The 21,137-nt window shown below is 35.2% G+C and carries 17 protein-coding genes; 12 read left to right on the forward strand and 5 right to left on the reverse strand.

Going from position 1 to position 21,137, the window contains the following annotated elements; all coding sequences use genetic code 11:
• Nucleotides 1-255: 255 nt before the first annotated feature.
• Together QP953_RS23655 and QP953_RS23660 are read right to left on the reverse strand one after the other, a co-directional pair.
• The gene (locus QP953_RS23655) at nucleotides 256-1,080 is read right to left on the reverse strand and encodes a WG repeat-containing protein (protein WP_309553159.1); all 825 of its coding nucleotides are present in this window, start codon (nucleotides 1,078-1,080) and stop codon (nucleotides 256-258) included.
• 64 nt (nucleotides 1,081-1,144) lie between these two features.
• Complete coding sequence (locus tag QP953_RS23660) at nucleotides 1,145-2,611, reverse strand: sugar MFS transporter (RefSeq protein ID WP_309553160.1); 1,467 nt, start codon at nucleotides 2,609-2,611, stop codon at nucleotides 1,145-1,147.
• Between the two features lie 199 nt (nucleotides 2,612-2,810).
• On the opposite strand from QP953_RS23660, the gene QP953_RS23665 reads away from it, so the two are divergent.
• Nucleotides 2,811-3,362, forward strand: a complete 552-nt coding sequence (locus QP953_RS23665; protein ID WP_052592936.1) for an adenylate/guanylate cyclase domain-containing protein — start codon at nucleotides 2,811-2,813, stop codon at nucleotides 3,360-3,362.
• A gap of 159 nt (nucleotides 3,363-3,521) precedes the next feature.
• Here the strand turns inward: QP953_RS23665 and QP953_RS23670 are convergent, their stop codons facing one another.
• Complete coding sequence (locus QP953_RS23670) at nucleotides 3,522-4,733, reverse strand: phosphoglycerate kinase (protein ID WP_052592934.1); 1,212 nt, start codon at nucleotides 4,731-4,733, stop codon at nucleotides 3,522-3,524.
• Nucleotides 4,734-5,005: 272 nt separating this feature from the next.
• Between QP953_RS23670 and QP953_RS23675 the strand changes: the two genes are divergently transcribed.
• The 7 genes from QP953_RS23675 to QP953_RS23705 all read left to right on the forward strand — a co-directional run bounded on the left by QP953_RS23675 (nucleotide 5,006) and on the right by QP953_RS23705 (nucleotide 13,484).
• Nucleotides 5,006-5,587: a hypothetical protein gene (locus QP953_RS23675; protein WP_156039637.1), complete on the forward strand. Its 582-nt coding sequence runs from the start codon at nucleotides 5,006-5,008 to the stop codon at nucleotides 5,585-5,587.
• A gap of 127 nt (nucleotides 5,588-5,714) precedes the next feature.
• A complete protein-coding gene (locus QP953_RS23680; RefSeq protein ID WP_052592930.1) occupies nucleotides 5,715-6,044 on the forward strand; it encodes a DciA family protein in 330 nt (109 codons plus the stop codon).
• Between the two features lie 178 nt (nucleotides 6,045-6,222).
• The gene (locus tag QP953_RS23685; RefSeq protein ID WP_309553161.1) at nucleotides 6,223-7,830 is read left to right on the forward strand and encodes an FAD-dependent monooxygenase; all 1,608 of its coding nucleotides are present in this window, start codon (nucleotides 6,223-6,225) and stop codon (nucleotides 7,828-7,830) included.
• Nucleotides 7,831-7,967: 137 nt separating this feature from the next.
• On the forward strand, nucleotides 7,968-9,107 hold the full coding sequence (locus QP953_RS23690) for an SH3 domain-containing protein (protein WP_309553162.1): 1,140 nt from the start codon (nucleotides 7,968-7,970) through the stop codon (nucleotides 9,105-9,107).
• Nucleotides 9,108-9,447: 340 nt separating this feature from the next.
• On the forward strand, nucleotides 9,448-10,542 hold the full coding sequence (locus QP953_RS23695) for a tetratricopeptide repeat protein (protein WP_309553163.1): 1,095 nt from the start codon (nucleotides 9,448-9,450) through the stop codon (nucleotides 10,540-10,542).
• Nucleotides 10,543-10,611: 69 nt separating this feature from the next.
• Nucleotides 10,612-10,839 carry a hypothetical protein gene (locus QP953_RS23700; RefSeq protein WP_309553164.1) on the forward strand — a complete coding sequence of 76 codons (228 nt, stop codon included), beginning with the start codon at nucleotides 10,612-10,614 and terminating at the stop codon, nucleotides 10,837-10,839.
• Between the two features lie 92 nt (nucleotides 10,840-10,931).
• Nucleotides 10,932-13,484, forward strand: coding sequence for a patatin-like phospholipase family protein (locus tag QP953_RS23705; RefSeq protein ID WP_052592921.1), 2,553 nt, complete (start codon nucleotides 10,932-10,934; stop codon nucleotides 13,482-13,484).
• Nucleotides 13,485-13,494: 10 nt separating this feature from the next.
• Here the strand turns inward: QP953_RS23705 and QP953_RS23710 are convergent, their stop codons facing one another.
• Complete coding sequence (locus tag QP953_RS23710; RefSeq protein ID WP_052592919.1) at nucleotides 13,495-13,941, reverse strand: hypothetical protein; 447 nt, start codon at nucleotides 13,939-13,941, stop codon at nucleotides 13,495-13,497.
• A 187-nt stretch (nucleotides 13,942-14,128) separates the two neighbouring features.
• Between QP953_RS23710 and QP953_RS23715 the strand changes: the two genes are divergently transcribed.
• Both QP953_RS23715 and QP953_RS23720 read left to right on the forward strand, forming a co-directional pair.
• Entirely contained in the window at nucleotides 14,129-14,356 is a 228-nt protein-coding gene (locus QP953_RS23715) for a hypothetical protein (RefSeq protein WP_052592917.1), read from the forward strand.
• Between the two features lie 446 nt (nucleotides 14,357-14,802).
• On the forward strand, nucleotides 14,803-15,987 hold the full coding sequence (locus QP953_RS23720; protein ID WP_309553165.1) for an ARPP-1 family domain-containing protein: 1,185 nt from the start codon (nucleotides 14,803-14,805) through the stop codon (nucleotides 15,985-15,987).
• Nucleotides 15,988-16,163: 176 nt separating this feature from the next.
• Here QP953_RS23720 and QP953_RS23725 read toward each other — a convergent pair whose 3' ends face one another.
• Nucleotides 16,164-17,405: an ABC transporter permease gene (locus QP953_RS23725; protein ID WP_052592911.1), complete on the reverse strand. Its 1,242-nt coding sequence runs from the start codon at nucleotides 17,403-17,405 to the stop codon at nucleotides 16,164-16,166.
• A gap of 660 nt (nucleotides 17,406-18,065) precedes the next feature.
• Between QP953_RS23725 and QP953_RS23730 the strand changes: the two genes are divergently transcribed.
• Both QP953_RS23730 and ahcY read left to right on the forward strand, forming a co-directional pair.
• The gene (locus tag QP953_RS23730; RefSeq protein WP_052592908.1) at nucleotides 18,066-19,055 is read left to right on the forward strand and encodes a cation diffusion facilitator family transporter; all 990 of its coding nucleotides are present in this window, start codon (nucleotides 18,066-18,068) and stop codon (nucleotides 19,053-19,055) included.
• Nucleotides 19,056-19,330: 275 nt separating this feature from the next.
• A complete protein-coding gene (gene ahcY / locus QP953_RS23735) occupies nucleotides 19,331-20,647 on the forward strand; it encodes an adenosylhomocysteinase (RefSeq protein WP_052592906.1) in 1,317 nt (438 codons plus the stop codon).
• Nucleotides 20,648-21,137: the final 490 nt, after the last annotated feature.

A 21,137-nucleotide genomic window follows, 5' to 3' on the forward strand; every position in this document is an offset into this window, starting at 1 on the left:
TTCTTTTTTGCCAAAATTTAGGTGTTTTTATGGTCGGTTAATTGTTCTTTTATTTGTATAAAAAATGAAGGTCTTTGACAAGTTTTGTGGAATACAGAATTTTACTGCGAATTAAACTAGATTATTAGATCATTTCACAAAAATTATCATTGAAACAAAAATTATACGTTGTAAAATCACAAACGACAAAAATAAAAAAATCTATCCGTTGGATAGATTTTTTAAAGTATTTTTTCAGTTCTAGAGCATTTTTTTCTAGTTCTTTATTGAAATTTTTTCAATCTGTATAAGATCATAAATAGGTTCAAGAATTTTTTTCCCTTCTGCACTATACAGTCCCCATTTTTCATCTTTAACAACAATAAAATACTCTAGAATATCCCCCATTTGCAAAATTCGATCATAAATACAAGGAATTATAACTTCTTCCGTTCGACTATTTTTTAATCCTATCTTATTATCTTCAGTCGTTATGTTGAAATTTTCGTCTTTATGAGATCTATAATAATCGTCAAGAGGTGGTTCTCTTAATACTTCTTCATATTTATAAAATGAATATGAAGAATCTTTTGATCTATAAGGCAGGTTTACTTTTTCTCCTTTTGCATTAATATAATAAGCATTTTCACCTATTTTAACCGCAGCCATTCCCTTGTAAAACTCAGAAACGAAGTCAAATTTATGTGTTATAACAGCTAGTCCTTTTTTATTATAAAATCCCCATTTACCAGCTTTTTTCAAAGGGAATAAGGTTGTTTTAGAACTCCTCATATGAGCCATAGAAGGTACGGTTTGAATATCCTTAATAGAATGTTGATATTTCGGAGGACAAAAAACAGTATATGTTTTATCCTTATTACCAACAATCATCCAATCCCAGTCATTAAAATAAATGGATGATTTAGGTTCTTTAAAAAGCTTTCCTCCCAATTCGTTAAAAATATACTCTTTGGAAACATCTCCGTCATTGCTCTCTACAATAAAAAAGTATTGTGTACTACCTTGAGCTAGAGAAATATTACTCAAAAAAATAGAGCATAAATGAATAAGAACAATTCTTATTGATAAGTATTTATTCATAGTGATTATTTATTAATAATAATATTTATATACCGCAATGCAAATTTCATTCCAGTACTAAACATTAAGAATGTTTTTCTTCCTGAGTTTTGTGTCCAACCAATCCATAAAACAAGATATAAGCATAACAAATAATGGGCGTTAAAAAAGAAAGTTGAGGTCCCCAAACATCACTCACCAAACCTTGCAACGGCGGAATAAATGCGCCACCAACAATAGCCATCACCAACAAGGAAGAACCTTGACTGGTATAGATTCCCAAATCTTTAATGGCCAATGTAAAAATGTTTGACCACATGATAGAGTTGAACAAACCAATACTCAACAAAGCCCATAATGCCAACCTACTTTCTCCACTAAATACCCCTATCAACAATAGAGCAATAACCACCACACAAAAAATACTCAAAGAACGGGCAGCATTTGATTTACCCAATATAAATGCTATGTAGTTAAGTACTAAAAACAAAAGGTAAAAAACAACTTCGCTAAACTCTAAGCCAACAAAGGCTATCGCACCATTTGCATCTAGATCTAAGCCCGTTATTAAATAAATGACACCAAACACAACAACCGAAATTGCTGCCATCATGGGATATTTTTTATTGTCTTCAATATCTGTATTTAAGGACACCGCTCCTAACAGACGACCAATCATTGCCCCACCCCAGTAGAACGCCAGATAAGCCCCTGCTTTGGTCGGCTCAAAGCCAAATACATTCTCCATAAACGGCATTAGCCAACTTCCTATGGCTACTTCGCCACCAACATAAAAAAAGATGGCTCCAATTCCCCATTTCAATTGAGGAAACTGCAATACCGCTAAGCCTCCTTTTACCTTTTCGGCATTGGTATAAGCAGGCATATCTGCTACCCAAACAACCAATGCCAAGACCAAAAACAAAGAACCTGTAATCAAATAGGTAGAAGAAATGGCATCTAACGTTGGCTCCGTTCCATTTGTAAATACCTTAAAAATCAGCAATGAAGCCGCTAAAGGTGCAATTGTCGTTCCCAAAGAATTAAATCCTTGCGCTAAATTTAAGCGGCTAGAAGCCGTTTCTTTGCTCCCCATGATAGCAGCATAAGGGTTAGCGCAAATTTGTAGCAAGGTAATTCCTGAAGCTAGTATAAACAAAGAAGCTAAAAACATCGGATACGACTCCGCCAAAGCAGACGGATAAAAAGAAAAGCACCCCAAACTACAAACTCCTAAGCTAAAAGACATGCCTTTTTTATATCCCAATCGATTGATAGGGTCTTCTCCTCTCGATGTAGAGATTAAAAAGTAGATCAGAGAAATAACAAAAAAAGCAATAAAAAAAGCAGATTGCACCAAGCCCGCATGAAACGCTTGTAAATCAAATATCTTTTTGAAAGCTGAAATCAAAGGATCGTTCACTACGGTGATAAATCCCCACATAAAAAATAAAGAAGTTAATAATGCAAAGGCACTTTTATAGTTCTTAGAATTTCCTCCAGGAGAAACTTGATCATCTAAAATGGGATTGTTTGGGATCTGTCCAGCCATTATTTTCTTAAGTTTGATGCTTTGACAACTGCAATCATTCACTGCCTCTTTATAACATATATTGATATACAGTTTGTCAAAATAATTTTCTAAAAAATCACTTGTAGGGTCAATAGTTTTATAATAACTTCGTGGTTTACCTATTGCTTTCTTTTTTGTGATAAAGCAAAATAGCAAAAGCCTTTTATAAATTAATATTATGACAAAGAATAATTTAAAAATAGAACAACGAGGATTTCTCTTTATAGACCTTCAAAGTTCTATGGAAAAGGTTGATCAGTTGGGGCTGTTGCCCTACAGTACTTTTATCAATTTTTGTTTTAATCAACTAGAGTTCGTTCGGCAAGATTTTCCCAATATAGAGGTACATCAGTATGCAGGTGATGGCGTTATTTTGACTTGGGCGCAAGCAACTACTACAAAACAAGCTATTAATTGTTTTCAAAAATTCATGGCTGCTTTAGAAACCAATCGAGCTTTTTTAGAACAAAAATATGGTCTTTTCCCCTCTTTTTCTGCTGCCATCAATTGGGGCGAAGTAGTCGCAAGTCAACTAAATGGCTTTCGTGTTTTTTATGGCAACACCATCAATAGTACCGCTCGTTTACAAAGCCTGTGCCAGCACTATCAACAACAGCTAATCCTTGGAGAAGCTGTGCTCAAAGCCTCTCCAAATCTAGATTTGATTTATCTGAATAGAGTTTACCTAAAAGGAATGTCTACAGCAATGGAAATTTATGGCTTGACTTAACAATTAATACTCCGTTGCTTTTTTAGTTTTTACTTCCTGAGATCGCTTTGCTTAGTTTTCTGCGCTGCTACTACATGGTTTCAACCGAGTAATAAAAAATAGGTCGTAGGGCTAAACATAACCTACGACCTACATTTTAAAATTCTCAAAGTTGTCCGTTTAATCTACAATAGCCGCAACGCCAGGCAATACATCTCCTTCCAACAACTTAAGCATTGCTCCTCCACCTGTCGAAACAAAACTTACTTGATCCGCTTTACCTGCTTTGTTGATTGCAGCAACCGAATCACCGCCACCAATCAAAGAAAATGCTCCTTTTTCGGTTGCTTTAACAACTGCTTCTGCTATTTGACTCGTTCCATTGGCAAAATTAGAGAACTCAAATACTCCCATAGGACCATTCCAAACCAAAGTTTTAGAAGTAGTTACGATACCTTCAAACGTTTCAATCGCTTTAGGACCTATATCTAGTCCCATCCATCCCGTAGGAATTTCTTTACTGTTGACGACTTTTCTAGCAGCCTCATTATTAAAATCATCCGCAACAAGAGAGTCTTCTGGCAACAAGATTTGCACCCCTTTTAGAGCTGCTTTTTCTAATAACGCCTTGGCTACTTCCAATTTATCTTCCTCCAAAAGAGAACTCCCCACTTCTCCTCCTTGTGCTTTCAACAAGGTATACGCCATACCACCACCGATAATAATATTATCTACCGAATCTACTAGTTTTTCTAATAACAATATTTTATCCGAAACCTTTGCGCCACCTACTATTGCTGTGAATGGGCGTTCAGGATGATCGGTTAATTTCTTTGCACTTTCCAATTCTTTTTGAATCAAAAAACCAAAACCTCGATGGTCTTTATCAAAAAATTGAGCTACGGTACAGGTAGAAGCATGAGCACGATGTGCTGTTCCAAAGGCATCATTGATATATACATCGGCTAGTTTAGCCATTTGCGCTGCAAAATCTTGGTCACCTTTTTTTTCCTCTTTGTAAAAACGAGTGTTCTCTAGAACAAGTACGCCTCCCATTTCCAAACGCTCAACAGCCTCCTCTACAACATTTCCAACGGTATCTCCTACAAATCCAACAGATTTGCCCAACAATTCTGAAAGTCGGCTAACGGTATGTTTTAGAGTAAATTTTTCTTTATTGATAGAACCATCCTCTTTTGTCTTTTTTTGAGGACGTCCTAAATGCGACATTAAAATAACGGCTGCTCCTTGCTCCAAAATATACTCAATAGTTGGCAATGCTCCACGAATACGTGTGTCGTCTGTTACCGTGTAATTATCGTCCAGTGGCACATTAAAATCGACTCGTACCAATACCTTTTTTCCTTTTAGTTCTATTTGATCTAAATACATTGCTTCTATGGTTATCTTAATGATGATGTGTTATGATATTATGAATATAATTTATGCGATAGGTTTGATTTAAGGTCAAGATGTTTGCAAGTTCTTCAAAAGCACTTCTTTATTCTCACAAAATAGACCAACTTCATAAAATTTTCTATAAACAAACGTTTTTGAAAGATAATATTCCAACGAAAATAAAATTTTTTAGGCAATTAAGCTATCTAATTTTAACGATTTTTATTAACTTACATAAACTACCAATCACTGTAACCAGACATGACATGACATTAAAAGAGTATTCCCACAATTTTATGGGCTACACCGTCCCTGCGATTTTAGTCGACTTGTTAACTTTTGAAAAAGATCATGCAATTGATGATTATTATTCAGAATCTTTTGAATTAATAGTAGACGACAAATTTGGACTCAAAACTTGGTCAAACGAAGTTGATTTTTTGAACCAGCTCCTCCCCTTTGCACAAGCGGACAACAATGGTTCTTTTTATGCGTTTTGGCTATACAAGAATCAAGATTTAAACACGGCTCCTATTGTTGTTTTTGGCAGTGAAGGTGGCTACCATGTTGTCGCTAACAACTTGCTTACCTTACTAAGATTGCTTAGTTTGGATGTAGAACCAATGGTTGATGAAGATGGCGTTTATTATTACAAAGATGAAGAAAATTACGAACCAAGTCTTTATTCTAGAAAATTTAAAAAATGGTTGCGAGAGTATTATTTTCTTTCGCCTATTTCTACTAATTTTGTCGCCGAACAATTGGTAGAGGAAGCCCAAGATTTGTATCAAGAATTATTTTTAGTTTGGATGGCTTCTTTTATTAAAAAAACGTATTCTTATAATTAATAACACTTCGTGAATTATTTTATGAGATCGCTTCACTTAGTTAGTTCGCTACGCTTGTGCAGGCACAAACTTATTTTGCATGAAGTATATATAATTTAATTTTTCACAACGTAATGAACTAAAATTCATGAGCTTTAACATAGAAAGAGAGAATCAAAAACTGCGTTACCGCAAAACCAACGATGAACCTGTTGGCAATGTTGTTCTGCGCATGCTCAAAGCTTATGGTATTCAAGATAAGTATTTTGAAGCTCGTGCGAAACAGCTTTGGCACGAAACAATGGGACCTACTATTAGTGGTTACACTCAAAATATTTATGTCAAAAATCGTAAACTCTATATTAGCATCTCTTCCTCCTCTCTTCGCCAAGAAATTTCTTATTCTAAAGATAAAATTAGAAAATTCATCAACGAAGGCATTGGCCACGAATTTATAACTGCCGTTATGATTTGGTAACTGTTTTGCCTCTATATTTCCCTTCGTTGAAAATCAATCTCCATTCATTGAATAAATAAATATACCTCCCTTTTTCCTTTTATATTGGGCATATACTCACGTTACATAATAATAGTTCACTAAAAACTTACCTCAAATAAGTCACTAGTGGTTTAGTGGATTTTAAAACCAATATACAATGAAAACATCAAACATCCCTGTACTTATCATAGGAGCAGGTCCTACTGGACTTATGGCTGCCGCTCAACTACAACGCTTTGGCATTCCTTATCGAATTATAGAAAAACGCAAAGGAACAACAACCTTTTCTAAAGCACTTGCTGTACAAGCTCGTACTATGGAAATATACGAACAAATGAATATTGTCGATCAAGCTCTAGAACTTGGTATTCCTGCCCAAAGAGCAGAAATTATGGTCAAAGGGCAAGATGTCCAAACCTTGCCTTTATCAGAAACAGGAGCTGATTTTACACCATTTCCCTATGTATTTGTTTTAGAACAAAGTTGCAACGAAGCTCTTTTGTTGGAGTACATCGAAAAAAAAGGTGGTCAGGTAGAATTTAATACCGAAATGACTAGTTTTCAAATACAAGCAAACGGGGCACAAGTTGAAATAACAACAGCAGATGGCACTCAAGAACAAATCAATGCCGATTGGGTAATTGCAGCCGATGGTGGTCGCAGCCCTGTTCGACACGCCTTAAATATCCCGTTTAAGGGGGATACCTACAAAAATATCTTTTATGTTGTTGATACATCTGTATTCTGGCAAAAAGATCACAATGCCATACACATCAATTTAGCCGATAATAATTTTACGGGCTTCTTTCCTATTACAGATGAGGATGGGACACGCTATCGATTGGTCGGTATCTTGCCCGAAAGTTATTCTGAACAGGAAAACATTCAGTTTGAAGATATCAGTTCTTACATTAAGGATATTCAGCATTTAGATATCGAGTTTGGCGAAGCCAACTGGTTCTCTGTTTATAAAGTGCACCATCGCTGTATTGATCGTTTCAAAGAAGGACCTGTTTTCTTTGCTGGTGATGCTGCACACGTACACAGTCCAGCTGGTGGGCAAGGTATGAATACAGGACTACAAGATGCCTATAACTTGGCTTGGAAATTAGCATTAGTTGTTCAAGGCAAGGCAAAACAAACCTTATTGGATAGTTACCACAACGAACGTTGGCCAATTGCCAATCAATTGGTTAATAGTACAGATAGAGCATTTAGCAGTGTTGTCAAAAAAGGTAGTTTAATCAATTGGTTTCGACTCAATATTGCTCCTGTGCTTATTGGGCGCTTGATGGGAATCAAAGCTATCCAACAGCGTGCTTTTAAAATCGTTTCTCAAGTTGGTATTAACTATCCCGATAGTCTGGTTTCTAACAGTTCTATTTATCTGAACAAAAAAACGCCTCACCCTGGTGATCGTTTGCCGTATTTAGAAATATTAGATGAAAAAACAGGCAAGTTAAAAAGCTTGTACCAGCAATTAGGCGAACAAACATTTCATGCTATCATTTGGCTGAGCAATAAAGATAAAATTCAAGATAAAGATGCTTATGCTGTCAAAACATTTTTGGATAACAATTATGCCAATTTATTTCAGACACATATCATTTATGATCAGACAGAAAATGTGCCTGCCTTTCAAACGCTCCATTTAAACCATTCTACCCTCTACCTTATTCGCCCCGATAATTACATTGGTTATATTGGAAAAGTAGATGATTTAAAAGCACTGGAAGATTACCTACAACTATTTCTAGTTAGATAAACAATAGCTACAATCAATCTATATAGAATACAAACGATTATCAAGTTAGAGATTTGAAAATGGAACAAATTAGTCTTATTTTCAACTCTCTAACTTATTATTTCAAAACCGCCATTTTGTAAAAAACATTAATCCAGTTGAAAAAACTAGTATTCTATAGTTTCTTTATTTTATTAATTTACAGTTTTGTATCCTGTAAAAATGAACCTCAAGAGTCCACCATTACATCCAATTCTCAAGATAGCACCATCCAAGAACAAACAACGCCTAACATTCTTCAACTAGAAGGGCAACCCATTTCTCTAGTGGTCACCACACAGAAAGCTATTGTTCGTGCTGCTCCTTCTATTGAGGCAGCAGAAATTGCTCGATTTTCAAAAGGAGATAGTTTATTATTTACCAATAGAATTAGTGAATTCAATACCGCCATGAAGTTAGAAGGAGTTGCTTATAATGAACCTTGGCTTCGGATTATCTTGTCAGACAATAAGATGGGTTGGATTTATGGAGCTTGCATTAATTTTGATGCGACTCAGCAAGTGCAACTAAAAGAAAAAGTGTTGGATCAACGTGCGGTTGCTCTTTTTGGTGCTTCGTTAGCACAACAAATAGCAGTTTATCAAAAAGAAGTAAAAACGGCTCGTACACTCCCTGCATTTAGAACCCTCTACTCTCGTGCTCAATTGCTAAAAGATAGCTTAGAAAAACAGATGAATATTTATCTAAAAACGGCTCATACATTCCCTGACTTTTTCTGGCTAAACGAGTTGATGGATGGTCTTTTGGTGCATTATATTGAATCACAAAACAAGTATTATTTATTCAAAGACTTACGCGTATGGCAAATGATCAGCACCCAAACGGATGCTCTAGAAGATGATCAATTTGTTGAGGTTTTATTGGCCAGTTATCCTTCTGACAGCATTGCCTTCTATTTTTATGGCTGGCAACTCCCTGTTGATAGTACTACTATGTGTAGTCTTTTGGGTAGTAATATTCATATAGATGTCTTAGATAAAATTGGTGTTGCGTTGGATAGCAACGGCTATTTTAATGCAGAAATCAAGACTATAAAACAAGCTTTGATTGATGATATTGCTGTTGCAGAACATTATTGGATGCCTTTGGAGCAAATTCAACAAGAATTGAATGCCATTCTTCAAAAAAAATATACTTTTTTAAGTTCAGGAGATCGAATTGCTTTAAAAACAAGGCGCCAATTACTACAAAAACATGTTGAAAATAACATTGCTGTCAATTTATTTGAGGGTCAATAATGTATTTTACTTCTCCTCTGTTTGTTCTAAATTTATTATCTTAGTTTTTGGTAAAAAGCTATTCTGCCCTATTATACCTCTACACCTATCGGGAGTAGATCTATTTTTATACTAAAATAGTAGTTCGTTGATTAGTTCGCTACGCTCATGAGGGCGCAAGCTTAGTTGTTTACTTTTTTACCAAAAAGACAAAAAAGCACATTTATATTAGCTTGATAATCAAAGCTTTAACACAAAACACAGCAAACTTACAACTTATTGATTATCAAACTAATAAAGTTTTTCAACGAACTATTGACTAAAAATCAACATTGCTTTATCAGACATAAAAATCAAACCCATGAACAGGATTAAAATTCTAACCATCATTCTTCTTTCTTTTATAACGTTGAATAGCTTTGCTCAATCCGAAACCAATGAAGAAAAAGCATTAGAATACGGAAAAGAAGCCGTAAAAATGATTGATAAAGGCGAATTTAAAGATGCCTTAAAATTACTACACAAAGCCCAAAAGCTCGACCCTAAAAATATTATATATCCTTATGAAGTTGCTTACATCTTTTACATTCAAAAAAATTATAAAAAGGCTATTTCTGAACTTGAAAAACAGGTAAAAAGAGCGGATGTTACAGAACAACATTTTCAATTGCTCGGCAATAGTTATGATTTGATAGGGAACCCCGACAAAGCTTTAGAAGTGTATCAAAAGGGCTTAGAAATATTTCCTAATTCGGGAAAAATGTATCTAGAACAAGGCATCGTAGAATATTCTAGAGAAAATTACGATCAAGCCATCGCTTATTGGGAGAAAGGGGTTGAGGTTGCTCCTACGTTTGCTTCGAACTATTTTTGGCTAGGTCAAATATTTTGTAACTCTAGTGAAAGAATTTGGGGCGTATTGTATGGCGAAATTTTTATGAACCTAGAAAGAAACTCTCAACGAACAGTCAAAATGAGTCAATTGCTTTTTGAAACGTATAAAAAAGCAATTGATATATCTTCAGACTCTACTGCGGCTGTTTTATTTAGTAAAACACTAACCATCAATGCTAATGAAGATTTTAAGATTCCATTTCAAATGAATTATGGTATGGTTATGACCATGGCGCTTACTCCAGTCTTGTTAGAGCACAGTGTAGAAAAAGAATTGTCCTTGCAACATATACATGCCATTAGACAACAATTCATTCAATTTTGGTATCAAAAAGAACACGCTAAGAACTACCCTAATGTCCTATTCGATTTCCATAAACAACTTCAAGAAAAAAATTATTTTGAAGCCTACAATTATTGGTTTCTTATGAAGGGAAACGAAGAAGAATTTGGACAATGGTATGACCAACATCAAGCAGCATTTGACGAATTTGCAGAATGGTTTAATGCCAATCCCATCGAAATTTCTAAAGAGAATTACTTTTCTCGTTTAAAAATGTAAGAAAACACTTATCGCTATCCTTTTTTGTTCCAGTACGAAAAAACACTGGTCCTAACGCAATCAAAATCCATGGATCAATTTTTTATAGACAACCCTCAATATGCCAATCCTGTTGCTAAAAATAAAGCAATATATGAGAACTGGAAAGCATTTACACTAGATAACAAAGGTGTATTTGAAGGTAATCCCTTAAGATTACTATTGATAGCTATCATAAATGGATTTGAAGAGAAGTTAGTTGCATTTTTCACCCCTTACTCTTTTCGAGAAGCGGACATCTGCACAATCCTATACTAGATTTATACAATATTTTTTTTATTTTGAGTAAGCGATAGGGGATTCCTTCAAATAATAAAGATCATCCCCCCTTTCACCAAAACAAATACAACATGCCAAAAACACTACGATTAGGATTTATTATGGGAGGCGGTGTCTCCTTAGGCACCTTCTCTGGTGCAGCGTTATCAGAAGCCATTAAGCAACAAATTGTCTATGGGCAGTATGATACTGGCAAAAAGGATCCAAACAACCAGCCTATTTATGCTCCTTACGATGCTATAGAAATTGATGTGTTTAGTGGTGCAAGTGCTGGAGCGATTTCTCTCGCAATTATGCTTCGAGTATTGGTCAATCCCAAAGATAAATATCGTTTCTTAGGTTACCGTTCTTACGAAGATTTGCGGGAAGGTTTAGAACAAAAGCTTTCTAAACAATTTGAAGGAAAGTTGATTGAGCTCAAGATGCAATACCCTCAAAAATATGAACAACTATTAGCAGCTCAAACCATTCAAGAGTTTCAGGACAAAGTCTGGTCAAAAGAAGTCGATATTGATCGTTTTTTAGGAACAGGCTCTTTTGATAAAGACTTGACGGATTCTGCGAGCTTTATGGATCGAGGGGTTGTCGATAAACTGGGTGTAGAACTATTTCAATTTCAAATTGATGGCAAAGAACGGCTCAAAAATAGAATTTTATTAGGAAATAGAGTGCTCTTTGGATGTACTTTGGCAAATCTTAGTCACACCCTTCAAAAATCAAAGCGCACTCATTTTAACGATACCAAAAAACCATCTCTAATTCAAGCACTCAACGATAGTTCTGTCGATAGAATTCATAGTGAGTTGAGGGTATTTGATATTAACTTCAAAACCATCAAAGAAAATGAAGGGCGGTATTATCCCCTACGTTGGGTACAATATCAGGATGGAGAGGATATTATCTTACAACAACACGATAAAGAAAACAATACCTACGAAAAAGTAGTCAAAAATTTAAGGGATAACGATGTTTGGCGTGAAATAACCGCAACAGCCATTGCATCTGCTGCTGTTCCCTTTGCGTTTGAACCTGTTGTCCTCAATCGCTATCGCTATGAGTTTGGAATGGAATGGGCTACGGAATTAAAACACAAAAAAAACTATCCTTTTACCTATGTAGATGGAGGGTTGTTTAACAACGAACCTGTCAAAGAAGCCATGCGCTTGGCTTCTTATATTGATACTACAACTGAAAATAAAAACTTTGAACGCCAGCTTATCTTTGTCGATCCTGATGTAACGGAGTTGGAAAATCAATTCAAAATCCAAGCGCACGAAAAACTGAGTATTGGTCGGTCGTTGTTTTCAAGTAAAACTAAAGTAAGTACTAAATCCACTATTTTGCGTTTGTTTAGTGGCATGACTTATATTCTTAGTGCCATTTTGAATGAAGCTCAAAGTATTGAAGTAGGTAAAATTTCTGCGATATTAGAGCAATTCGAGCACCGCAAAAAAATGCGACAGTTTTACCGAACAACGGTTAAGGGAATTCCTACCGATGCCCAAATCATTGAAATGCGAAACTTTGCCATTGCTGAATTGGATCAAGTTCGTTACAAATTGAATCTGCCTGATAATACACTTCAAATACAACATGAGTTTCTGCGCATTATAAAAGAAGAACATGAATTTTTAGACAATTATATTCCTTCTGAAGACGAGCGCTTCTTGGTAGACGAAATCAACAAATTTGTTTACCTTCCCAATCCGTCTCAAGTAGAGCACGTAGGCTACTGGATATTTGTTTTATCCTGTCTCAATTTAGATATTGCGATGAATTTGGTTGGCAAAACCTCTAAAACAAAACTGATCCCTATCGCTCCGTTTAACTTTTATGAGGAAGGCGAAGAATTTAAATTAATGCCTTTGCCTGGCAAGGGTATGGCAGGATTTACTGGTTTTGCCTCTGTAGAAGCAAGTAGTTATGAAATTGCTTATGGGAAATATTGTGCAAAACGTATTTTACAAGAATTGCATTTAATTGAAGACAACAAACAGCAGCTTTCTTGTCCCCCTCGTTTTGACTATGGACGTTTTGATGGCTTACTAAAAAACAGTGTTCGCCATTCCATCGTAAAGCGCCTAAAAGAAATTGTTCCTAGTGGTTTTGCCACCATCATGCCCTTTTTGGGAGGTTACCTCAATGAATCTGTTCAAAATTTTGTAGATAGCAATATTCATGGCAATAGCCGTACAGGAAGTTTTGAATTTCAAATTCGTGTCCCTAGTGACTTGTATGTCCTCAAAGGTTTTACACCTAGTGGTGTTGCGACTCACAAGAAAAGTCTACAAGCTATTTCTATTCATGGAGATTATTATCTGATTACAAAGTTATTGTATGACTTTGAAGAAGAACAATGGAAAGGAACACATACCAACTTCATGCAAAATATCTATATTGACAAGTCTAAGTTTTTTGAGGATATTGCTATGTTGAGCTTGGAATTACCTGTGATGTCTCTCAACAGCGATGCTTACTTGTCTCCCAATCCAATTTTTGTAGCAGATGTTCGTGCAGGATTAAATACACCTGGCTACAAAGAATTATCGGCTAAAAATTGGGAACTAAAATCAGATGTCTTGCCTTTGGACAAACATCTTTGGGGAAAAGATCGATGGAAATAAATTCAACCATCTACTTTTCTAAATGCCTTTCTAACAATTGAATCGTTTTTTCTTTTGCCTTGTTGAGTTCGCTTTGCAAGGCTATGATTGTTTGGTCTTTTTCTTGGAGTTGTAATAAATAGGTGTTCTGCTGCTCTTTTATTTTTGTTCTATAATCTCTATCATAATTATCATTGATAATGTTTTTATGACCATTATCAGCCTCTACTTGAACTGTACTCTCCAACATTTCCCCCATTCCTGTCAGCAACCAATGATAGTTAACCGCTTTTGGATAATTAACAGCAATTTTAGCAACTAAATTTAGTTTAGGAATGGTCTTTCGATTGTATATATTAGATATATTTTGACTATTGACACCCAAAGTTTTCGCAAATTTACTGGTATTCTTATCGCAGCCCAAATGATTGAGAACTGCAATTAATCTATGGTATAATTCTAAATCTGCTTCTTTCATTGAAATAAAAAATGTTAACAATAAGTTAAGAAAATAGAAATTGTTTCAAAAATAACTCACTTATTGTATATTGGATAATGTAAACGACTTTCACTGAATGTAAAACAATGTAAACAAATGTATACAAGTGTAAAACAATGTATACAAATGTAAAACAATGTAACCAAATGTACATAAATGTAAATGTATGAAAAAAGCAGAAGTGAAACTAACAGACGAACAAAAAAAACTAAAAGCAGCATTAGAATATGGAGATATACGAGCCCTTTGCAAAGCCTTAGATGTATCTAGGATGACAATATGGAAAACGCTAAATGGCAAGCGAAAATCGCAGTTTATATGGGATGCCATTGAACGTTTGGTCGATCAACGCAATGCCAAAAGGGAGGAAACTATTTCTGATAAATTGCCTTAAAATGTTCTGTCTACGCTTCATCAATCCCCTTATTGATTTAGTTTCGTTCTATTGCTTTTAGCATTAGTTTACAAGATGTGTTAATTAAATAGATTGTGTCGCCCCAAAAACGTCCCAATGGTCAGCAACATAGTCTATACAGGGTTGCGCTCCACGAATAACTTTTATTCTGGAGCGCTTTTTTAGTTGGTATGATCCTCCTCTTCCCTAAACGTTCAACCCCAACAGCTACACACGCCAACTGTTAATCAATTGTTATTCAAAACTATTATAGATTTCCATTAGTAATAATTTAGTATCTTTTTTTTTAGAAACACCCATAAGCGGTGTCCTTATCGGTAGAGATTGCCTAGTAGGTCATTATTTTTCTAATAAATTTTGCTCCTACTTGTTGAACGCCTTTTACTCTAGAATATTTATTTCATAACCCAATAAATCAAAACTTCATGAAAACATGCTTTCATTATTCGTTCTTCATCTTTTTATCTTATCTTTTTTGCCAATGTGACTCTCCTAATAATACAGAGAATACCAATTTTTCGGCTTCAACCATTGAAACAAAAGTTTCAAAAAAAGAAGATACTTCTCCTTTTTTAGTGCCCATTCATAACATAGCTTCTGCCAAGTATGAAAACTTGCAGATTTTCATACTAAAAAACCAAACCGATGCAGATAATATGACCTATGTTCCTTTGCAAAAAGCAATGGACAAAAAATGGGTAGAAATTATAGAGACATCGAACGTGAATGAATTAGCCATTACCAACCACAGCAACAAAACGATTTTCATTCATGCTGGTGATATTGTAAAAGGAGGAAAGCAAGATAGAACGCTGGCCTATGATTTGGTAGTCGCACCTAATGTAAATCAAGAAAAAATAACCAGCTTTTGTGTAGAATCTGACCGTTGGCACCAACGAGGTGATGAAGCAGTGACAGGTTTTGCTTCTAATAAAAATATGCTGACATCTAGAAGTTTAAAAATTGCTTCTAAAGAAGCCAATAATCAGACCTATGTTTGGGCTAGTGTATCAGAACAACAGGAAAAATTAAATACTACGATTCGTGCTCATTATTCGCTCAACATAGATGTCAAAGATAAAACATCGGCTACAAGTTTGGATTTAACTCTTGAAAACAAACAACTTCAAGAATTAAAACAATCGTATAAAACACACTTTAAAACTTTAGACTTGCAAGAAGCAACAGGCTATGCTTGTGCCATCAATGGTGAGGTTTATTACGTCGATATTTATAACAATCAACAGTTATTTTCTAACCTATGGAGCAAATTATTAGATGCCTTAATTGTTGAAGCAATTGCCGACTTAGACACAACAAGTACACTTACAACAACTCATTTGTCGACAGAAACATTAATGCAAATTTTAAATAAAAACATTGATGCAACCTCCCAAATTAAAACGTTAAATTCTAGAACAGAATGGCATTCCAAAGAAGATAGTACCAAAATAATCTTCACCTCCCTAGACAAAGGCAATTCTGCTAAATGGGTACATCAAAATTTAATTTTTAGAAATGCTCATGCCATGGCAACGCCAATATCTCAACCGCAGCATTTTTACAACAACCAAATTCAATCTCTAGACATGAGATTAAATACCAATTAAAATGATTCTTTAAAAAGAAAGATGAGTACCCAATTTGAAGCTTGTTATTCTATTCAACAATTCGTTGAAACCACACAATAGCAACATCGTTGACTAAACAATCTTATAAAATAATCTAATATAATTTTTAAGTGGTTTAAGTCTACACAAGCTTCAAATTCTAAAACTAATTACGGTTAACGCATGGCTTCTACAGGACTAATTTTAGCCGCCTTTAGAGCAGGTATTAAACCAGCAATTGCCCCTGCTACCACAACAATAATAGTAGCAAAAATCACCATCCCTACATCCACTTGTGGATCTCTAAAAAAGCCGCCATCAATATTGTAGGTATTCATCATGGTTCGAATCAGATGAATTAAACCGATCCCCAAAGCCATTCCTAAGTAACCAGCGACACTAGTAATTAAAACAGCCTCTTGCAAAATCATACTCACTACAGAGAATGGAGTTGCGCCCAATGCTTTGCGAATGCCAATTTCTTTTGTTCGGTCTTTCACCACAATTAACATAATATTACTGACCCCAATTACTCCCGCAACGATAGACCCGACTCCTACCACCCAAATAAAAAAGCTAATCATCTTAAACAAATTCATAATAGACTGAAAATGTTCCACTCTATTACGAATCCGTAATGCTTGCTTGTCTCTAGGGTCAAAATTATGTTTAATAGCTAATTTTTGGATCACCTCCTGTTCTAACGCCATGACCTCTTCCAAACTAGCGTCTCCAGTGGTGAGCATGATTTGATTGATAGAACTTTTGGTATCAAAGCAACGTTGTGCAGTTGTAATAGGAAGGTAAATCATACGCATTTCATCGTCTCCCCCTGTGTCCGAAAATACCCCAACGACCTGAAAACTAATTCCACCAACTTGAATGTATTTGCCAATTGGATTTTCATTAGGAAACACCTCTTCGACTACTAATTTCCCAATTACAGCTACTTTTCTATACTCCTTTAAATCCATCGTATTAATATAACGTCCTTCTTCTACCAATGTATTTTCCAAAACTTGGTGATCGGGATGCACACAACGCACACTGAAATTGTACCGTACATTATTATAAACCATCTTCTCCAATTCCGAAGGCAAATAAAAACGTCCTGTGATATACTCTGTACCATCTACTTTATCCTTCAACAAATCATAATCGGAGTTATCAAATTCTACATTACGACTACTAGCCAAACCATTGTGCGCAATCGAAGTTCTTCTAGGGTATATCCAAAGACTATTGGTTGCATCATCTCGAAACTCATACTCCGCCCCATTTTGCAAACCATTACCTGCACCTAGCAACAAGACCAACATAAAAATTCCCCAGAATACCCCAAAAGCAGTCAATCCAGTACGCAACTTATGCTTACTTAACGATAAAATTATCTCCTGCCATTTATCTATATCAAACATGAACGAACGTTTTTTTTGCAACGCAAAAAATGAATATCCAGTGGATATTCAAGTGAGTGAACCGCAAAGCGGATTAGTTTTTCTATTCTCAACTCTAAAATAATACCTATATCAAACTCCTTAATACCTATCTATTATATATCCAGTGGATATTCAAGTGAGTGAACCGCAAAGCGGATTGGTTTTTCTATTCTCAACTCTAAAATAATCCCTATATCAAACTCCTTAATACCTATCTATTATATATCCAGTGGATATTCAAGTGAGTGAACCGCAAAGCGGATTAGTTTTTCTATTCTCAACTCTAAAATAATCCCTATATCAAACTCCTTAATACCTATCTATTATATATCCAGTGGATATTCAAGTGAGTGAACCGCAAAGCGGATTAGTTTTCTATTCCCTCTATACTAAATTCCTATCTGTCAAAATCAAAATAGGTGAGTGAACCGCCAAGCAGATTACTCTTATTCCTAGGCATCATTCAACCTCTAAGTCAATTTAGAACCTCCATACAAAACGGTATAAAAACACAAAAGTACAATTAAAAGTGTTTTTTCCTAAGTCAAATGAAGCGCTTAACGAAATTTTAGTTTTTATTTGTAATATCTATAGAGCCATATTGCCAAACACCACAACTTTTAATCCAATAATTGCATTATGAACAATAGGCTAATCACAACACAACGGATCACCTTACTTGTTGGAGTAATTTTATTAGTTATAAAATTTAGTGCCTACTTTCTAACACACTCAAATACAATTTTGACAGATGCTTTAGAAAGCATTGTTAACGTTGTAGCAGGAGGATTTGGTTTGTTCAGTTTATATATTTCAGCACTTCCAAAAGATGAAAATCACCCATATGGACATGGCAAGATTGAATTTGTTTCTGCTGCAGTAGAAGGCGTTTTAATTGCTTTAGCTGGAATTATTATTTTACTAAAGTCACTTTACAACTTACAATATCCCATTCCTATTCACGACGTTGACACAGGAATTTGGATTACTGCGATTGCAGGACTAATCAATTATTTATTGGGCGCTTATGTTGAACAACAAGGCAAAAAAGCCAGTTCAATGGTCTTGATAGCAAGCGGGAAGCACTTAAAATCAGATGGTTACTCTACCTTAGGGATGATTTTAGGCTTGGCAACCATTTTAATTACCAATTGGCTTTGGTTGGATTCTATTATTGCGATTATATTTGGATTTATTATCTTAAAAACAGGAATTGATGTCATTAAATCATCCATGGCAGGTATTATGGACGAAGTAGATTATCCCTTGGTAGAAGCCATTGTTCAAATTCTAGATCAAAACAGGCACTCCGATTGGATTGATGTACACAATTTACGAGTCATCAAATACGGTACAGCATTACACATCGATTGCCACATCACAATTCCTTGGTTTTTTGACACACGCCAAGCACACGACGAAGTTGATAGATTGGAAGAATTATTAGCTGCAAACACTGAAAAACCCATTGAATTTTTCATTCACGTAGATCCCTGTATACCACAATCTTGTATCATCTGCGCCAAAAAAGACTGCCCTGTTCGACAAGCCCAGTGGCAACAAAATGTTAAATGGACCGCCGAAAATATTATGCTCAACCAAAAACATTTTTTAGAAACACAACAATAAAAACTAAGGTTATAATACTCCCTTGGAAATTTATTGTCAAAATAGGAAAAATAGGTAAAACCCCTAGGATTCTAAGTACATCTCAAATTAGCTATTTGGTTAAATTTGCCCTTTGGTAATTTTAAACTAAAAATAACATTTTTTAATTCGTATTTGGTCGTTGAATTTCATACCTTTGCACTAGTTTTCAAAGTAAATCCGTCTATTTCAGACAGATTTGACATTGATAAAGCTCCTACAGAGCTCATTTTTAAATAAAAAAATTAGATTTTTTCATGGAAACTACTAATAAAGTGCAATACAAAGTTAAAGACATTTCCCTAGCTGCTTGGGGACGCAAAGAAATTGAATTGGCGGAAGCTGAGATGCCTGGATTAATGGCGCTACGTGAAAAGTATGGTGCTGCTAAGCCTTTGGCTGGTGCTCGTATTGCAGGATGTTTGCACATGACAATTCAAACAGCTGTTTTGATTGAAACTCTAGTAGAGTTGGGAGCTGATGTTACTTGGTCTTCTTGTAATATCTTTTCTACTCAAGATCATGCTGCTGCTGCTATTGCTGAAGCTGGTGTACCTGTTTTTGCTTGGAAAGGAATGAACGAGGAAGAATTTGATTGGTGTATCGAGCAAACTTTGTTTGCATTCAAAAACGGTGAACCACTTAATATGATTTTGGATGACGGTGGTGATTTGACCAATATGGTTTTGGATCGTTACCCAGATATTGCCAAAGGAGTTTACGGTCTTTCTGAAGAAACAACTACTGGTGTTCACAGATTGTACGAAAGAATGAAAAACGGTACGTTGACAATGCCTGCTATCAACGTAAATGACTCTGTTACAAAATCTAAATTTGATAATAAATACGGTTGTAAAGAATCTTTAGTAGATGCTATCCGTCGTGCTACAGATACAATGATGGCAGGAAAAGTTGCTGTTGTTGCTGGATATGGTGACGTAGGAAAAGGTTCTGCTGCTTCTTTACGTGGTGCTGGTGCTCGTGTTATTGTTACTGAAATTGACCCAATCTGTGCTTTGCAAGCTGCTATGGACGGATTTGAAGTGAAAACAATGGCAAATGCGATTCCTAGAGCGAACATCGTTGTTACTGCTACAGGAAACAAAGACATCATCACTGGCGAGTATTTCAAAATGATGAATGACAAAACAATCGTTTGTAATATTGGTCACTTTGACAACGAAATCGATATGAACTGGTTGAACAGCAATCACGGCGATTCTAAAGTTGAAATCAAGCCTCAAGTTGACTTATACAACATTGATGGAAACGATATTATTGTTTTGGCTGAAGGTCGTTTGGTAAACTTGGGTTGTGCTACTGGTCACCCATCTTTTGTGATGTCGAACTCTTTCACAAACCAAACATTAGCTCAATTAGAAATTTGGGAAAATAAAGACAACGATAAATACGAAAACAAAGTATACATGTTGCCAAAACATTTGGACGAAGAAGTTGCTCGTTTGCACTTGGCAAAAATTGATGTTCAATTAGAAACATTGTCTAAAGAGCAAGCTGACTATATCGGTGTAAAAGTTGAAGGTCCATTCAAACCAGAACACTACCGTTACTAGAATCTAAGCATTTTATAGAATATATTAAATGGCAATGTTTTTTTAAGAACATTGCCATTTTTTATGCCGTCACTTGACACAATAACCAACTACAAATCAAATGTTTAACATCTTTTAACGCTGCATTTTCTTTTAGCTCTAACATTTTTTTCTTTACTTTGTATGGTTAAATTTTTTATTCATTCACCTTCAAGTATTTTTTTGGCAACAACCTAAAACGATTTAGAAACCTAAAAACATCCTTTCACCTAGAACAGTTTGCGTCTCTATCCTCTCTACCCCACCAAAACACAATAAACTCTCTACTAAGAGATCGATGTATTGTAGATAATTAGAGTTCTCCCTATTCTTTGTTGAAGCTATTTAAAAAGTCTGCTACTACATCTCCTACCAACTTAGCCAACCCATCAATACAAAATCTTAAGTTGTTAAGTTTTTATGCCAAGATTACAAGCAGATGATTACTTTAATAACTCAAAATTTTAAAAAA

This window comes from Aureispira sp. CCB-E, assembly GCF_031326345.1.
Taxonomy (GTDB): Bacteria; Bacteroidota; Bacteroidia; order Chitinophagales; family Saprospiraceae; genus Aureispira.